Raw genomic sequence first — 3,668 nt, 5'->3', positions numbered from 1 at the left:
TCACCGCCACCGAGATGCGCGTGATCCAGCTGCTGCTCAAGCAGACCTTCGCCGACCTGATCGATGCCTGGGCCCCRGTGATGCCGGTGGACTTCGAATACATCACCAGTGAGGTCAACCCGCATTTCGCCAACATCGTCAGTCCGCGCGAGTACGTGGTGGTCAGCCGCTTCCATGTGGAACTGGACGGCGGCGGCGGCGACCTGCACGTCACGCTGCCCTATTCCATGCTGGAGCCTATCCGCGAACTGCTCGATGCCGGCATCCAGTCCGACCGCGTGCACGACGACGACAGCTTCCGCGTGACCATGCACGAACAGCTGCGCTCGGCCGAAGTCACCGTCTCCAGCGTGCTCGCGGAGAAGCGCATCAACCTGCGCGAGCTGACCCGCCTCAAGGTGGGCGACATCCTCCCCATCGACCTGCCGAAGTCCGTGCCGGTCTGCGTCGAGCAGGTGCCGGTGTTCACCGGGGAGTTCGGCATTTCCAACGGCCTCAACGCGGTGAAGATCACCGCGCACCACCCGCCCGGCAACCGCCACCAGCAATCCGCCGCCACCCGCCACGCCCTTGCACCCGTCGCCTTCCAGGACGCTACGCCATGATTCCCGAGAACGAAGAAGCCCTTGCCACCGCCCCCGGCGATACGGAGCTGTCCCACAACGGCCACGACGGCCACGCCGGCCACGACGCGGACATGAGCCTGGACGTCATCCTCGACGTGCCGGTGACGCTGTCGCTGGAAGTCGGCCGCACGCGCATGCCCATCCGCAACCTGCTGCAGCTCAACCAGGGCTCGGTGGTGGAACTGGAGCGCGGCGCGGGCGAACCGCTGGACGTGTACGTCAACGGGACGCTGATCGCGCACGGCGAAGTCGTCGTGGTCAACGACCGCTTCGGCGTGCGCCTGACCGACGTGGTCAGCCCCAGCGAACGCATCCGTCGCCTGCGCTGAGCCCGACCATGCACGCCTTCGCCCTCCTTGCCGCGGCCGCGGCACCCGCCCAGAAGATCGGCCAGCACGCGCCCTCCACGCCGGGCATCGGCGGTGCACTGGTCGGCCTGATCCTGGTGCTGGGCCTGATCCTGGGCCTGGCCTGGCTGCTGAAGCGCCTGCCCGGTGCCGGCCTGGGCATCCGCCCCAGCGAACAGCTGCGCGTGGTGTCGATGCTGTCGGTCGGCGCCAAGGAACGCGTGATGGTGATCGAAGTCGGCAAGGAGCAGTTGCTGATCGGCGTGACCGCCGGAGGCATCACCGCCCTGCATGCGCTGCCCGAACCCCTGGTCGTCGCGCCCGCGCCGACGATGCCCAACTTCGCCGAACTGCTGGCCAAGCGCCTGCGCAAAGAGTCCTGAGATGCGTCGTTTCGTTCTTTCCCTGATCTGCCTGCTGTGGTTGGCCGCGCCGACGCTTGCCTTCGCGCAGGCCACGACACCGGCCCCGGCACCCGTCGCCGCGCCGACGGCCCCGGCCGCACCGACCGCGCCCGCCTTGCCGACGTTGCCCAAGGTCAACGTGGGCCAGGTGGGCGACAACACCGTCAGCCTGCCGCTGCAGACGCTGCTGCTGATGACGGCGATCACGCTGATCCCGTCCGCGTTGCTGGCGATGACCGCCTTCACCCGCATCATCATCGTGCTCGGCCTGTTGCGGCAGGCACTTGGCACCGGCCAGACGCCGTCCAACCAGGTACTGGTGGGTCTGGCGCTGTTCCTCACCATGCTGGTGATGATGCCGGTGGGCGAGAAAGCCTGGGCCCAGGGCATGGCGCCCTATCTCAACGGCCAGATCGATTTCTCCACCGCGTGGACGCTGACCACCGGCCCGCTGCGCGACTTCATGCTGGCGCAGGTGCGCGAGACCGACCTGATGACGTTCGCCGGCCTGGCCGGGCACGGCAGCTACACGGGACCGGATGCCGTCCCGTTCCCGATCGTGGTCGCCTCCTTCATCACCAGCGAACTGAAGACCGCCTTCGAGATCGGCTTCCTGATCTTCATYCCGTTCKTGATCATCGACCTGGTSGTGGCCAGCGTGCTGATGTCGATGGGCATGATGATGCTCTCGCCGATGCTGGTGTCGGCGCCGTTCAAGATCCTGCTGTTCGTGCTGGTCGACGGCTGGGTGCTGATCGTCGGTTCGCTTGCCGCCAGCTTCAACGGCGTCTGAGGAGACTGGCATGAGTCCCGAAACCGCTCTTACCGAACTGCGCGGCGGCCTTGAGATCGCGCTCTGGGTCGGGGGTCCACTGCTGCTGGTCGTGCTGGTCGTCGGCGTGGTCGTCGGCGTGATCCAGGCCGCCACGCAGCTCAATGAACCCACCATCGCCTTCGTCGCCAAGGCCATCGCGCTGACCGCCGCGCTGTTCGCCACCGGCAGCTATCTGCTCGGCGTACTCGTGGAATACACGACGACGTTGTTCCAGCGATTGCCCCACCTGATCGGCTGACGCCGCGGACGCGACGCGATGGATCCCGCCACCCAGATGGTGATCGACGGCCAGCAGGCCTTCGGGATGATCAACGCCATCCTGTGGACGATGCTGCGCACGGGGGCGTTGCTGATGGCGGCGCCACTGATCGGTACGCGCGCGGTCTCGGTGCGCGTGCGCGTCATCATCGCCGGTGCGCTGGCGATGGCTCTGGCACCCTTGCTGCCCGGCACGCCGGACCACATCGCGTTCGACGCCAGCACCGTGCTCAACGTGGCGCGCGAACTCGCCGTCGGCGCGAGCATGGGGTTCATGCTGAGGCTGGCCTTCGAGGCCGGCGCGATGGCGGGCGAACTGATCTCGCAGGGAACGGGCCTCGCGTTCGCGCAGATGTCGGATCCGCTGCGTGGCGTGAATTCCGGCGTGGTCGGCCAGTGGTTCTACCTGGCCTTCGGCCTGCTGTTCTTTACCGCCAACGGTCATCTCGCGCTGGTCTCGCTGCTGGTGGACAGTTACCGCTCGCTGCCGATCGGCACGGCGCTGCCGGACGTGCAGCAGATGCTGGAAGTCGCTCCCATGCTGTTCACCGTCGTGCTCAGGGCCGCCGTCGGCCTGGCATTGCCGGTGATGGTGGCGATGCTGGCCGTGAACCTCGCCTTCGGCGTGCTGGGTCGCGCGGCGCCGGCGCTGAATCCCATCCAGCTCGGCCTGCCCACGGCACTGCTGCTGGGCCTGTTCCTGCTGGCGCTGCTCGCCGGGGAACTGGGACCTCCCGTGCAGCGGATCTTCGACGTGTCGTTTGATGCAGCGCGACAGATCACCGCGTGAAGACGTGAAAGTCATGTTTGTGAAAGCGCGGTAAGCGCTTCCATGAGGGGCGCAGCGCGTTCTTCTCACATCAGAGTGCGTCACCGGTTCCACTAAATGCATGAAGTTGTGCAGAATGGGGACGAGGGAGTTGCGACATACGCCTACGCACGGACGGAGCCGACCCGCCCGATGCCGGAGCGCTCCCCCCGCGAACCGGAGATTGCCGTGAACCACAGCCCTACCCAGAAGCGACGTACCAGTCAGGAAACGCGGGAAGCCGTACTCGCTGCCGCGCGCCGGCTGTTCTTCACCAAGGGCTTCGACCAGACCACGTTGATGGACCTGGGCGAAGAAACCGGACTCAGCGCGCGCGGCGTCATCCTGCACTTCGAGACCAAGGCCGACATCATCGCCACCCTGTTGATC

The 3,668-nt window shown here is 66.8% G+C and carries 7 protein-coding genes; all 7 read left to right on the top strand.

Going from position 1 to position 3,668, the window contains the following annotated elements; genetic code table 11:
• On the top strand, window positions 1-605 hold a 605-nt coding region (locus AC04L7_RS14435), incomplete at its 5' end, for a flagellar motor switch protein FliM (RefSeq protein ID WP_475513263.1).
• Window positions 602-955: a flagellar motor switch protein FliN gene (gene fliN / locus AC04L7_RS14430; protein ID WP_343125254.1), complete on the top strand. Its 354-nt coding sequence runs from the start codon at window positions 602-604 to the stop codon at window positions 953-955. The genes AC04L7_RS14435 and fliN, both read left to right, overlap by 4 nt.
• A gap of 8 nt (window positions 956-963) precedes the next feature.
• Complete coding sequence (gene fliO / locus AC04L7_RS14425) at window positions 964-1,356, top strand: flagellar biosynthetic protein FliO (RefSeq protein WP_296281117.1); 393 nt, start codon at window positions 964-966, stop codon at window positions 1,354-1,356.
• A gap of 1 nt (window position 1,357) precedes the next feature.
• Entirely contained in the window at window positions 1,358-2,170 is an 813-nt protein-coding gene (fliP, locus tag AC04L7_RS14420) for a flagellar type III secretion system pore protein FliP (protein WP_475513262.1), read from the top strand.
• A gap of 10 nt (window positions 2,171-2,180) precedes the next feature.
• The gene (locus tag AC04L7_RS14415; RefSeq protein WP_296281121.1) at window positions 2,181-2,450 is read left to right on the top strand and encodes a flagellar biosynthetic protein FliQ; all 270 of its coding nucleotides are present in this window, start codon (window positions 2,181-2,183) and stop codon (window positions 2,448-2,450) included.
• 18 nt (window positions 2,451-2,468) lie between these two features.
• Window positions 2,469-3,260 (top strand): flagellar biosynthetic protein FliR, encoded by a 792-nt coding sequence (gene fliR / locus AC04L7_RS14410; RefSeq protein ID WP_435998911.1) that lies wholly within the window; start codon window positions 2,469-2,471, stop codon window positions 3,258-3,260.
• Between the two features lie 207 nt (window positions 3,261-3,467).
• The coding region (locus tag AC04L7_RS14405; protein WP_475513261.1) for a TetR/AcrR family transcriptional regulator at window positions 3,468-3,668 on the top strand (201 nt) is incomplete at its 3' end.

This window comes from Pseudoxanthomonas sp. LjRoot204_2 (assembly GCF_056175765.1).
This window is presented reverse-complemented; position numbering and strand designations above follow the sequence as displayed.

Coding starts and splice junctions, on each gene's coding strand:
- fliN (WP_343125254.1), top strand. CDS start 602: ATGATTCCCGAGAACGAAGAAGCCCTTGCCACCGCCCCCGGCGATACG.
- fliR (WP_435998911.1), top strand. CDS start 2,469: ATGGATCCCGCCACCCAGATGGTGATCGACGGCCAGCAGGCCTTCGGG.
- AC04L7_RS14415 (WP_296281121.1), top strand. CDS start 2,181: ATGAGTCCCGAAACCGCTCTTACCGAACTGCGCGGCGGCCTTGAGATC.
- fliO (WP_296281117.1), top strand. CDS start 964: ATGCACGCCTTCGCCCTCCTTGCCGCGGCCGCGGCACCCGCCCAGAAG.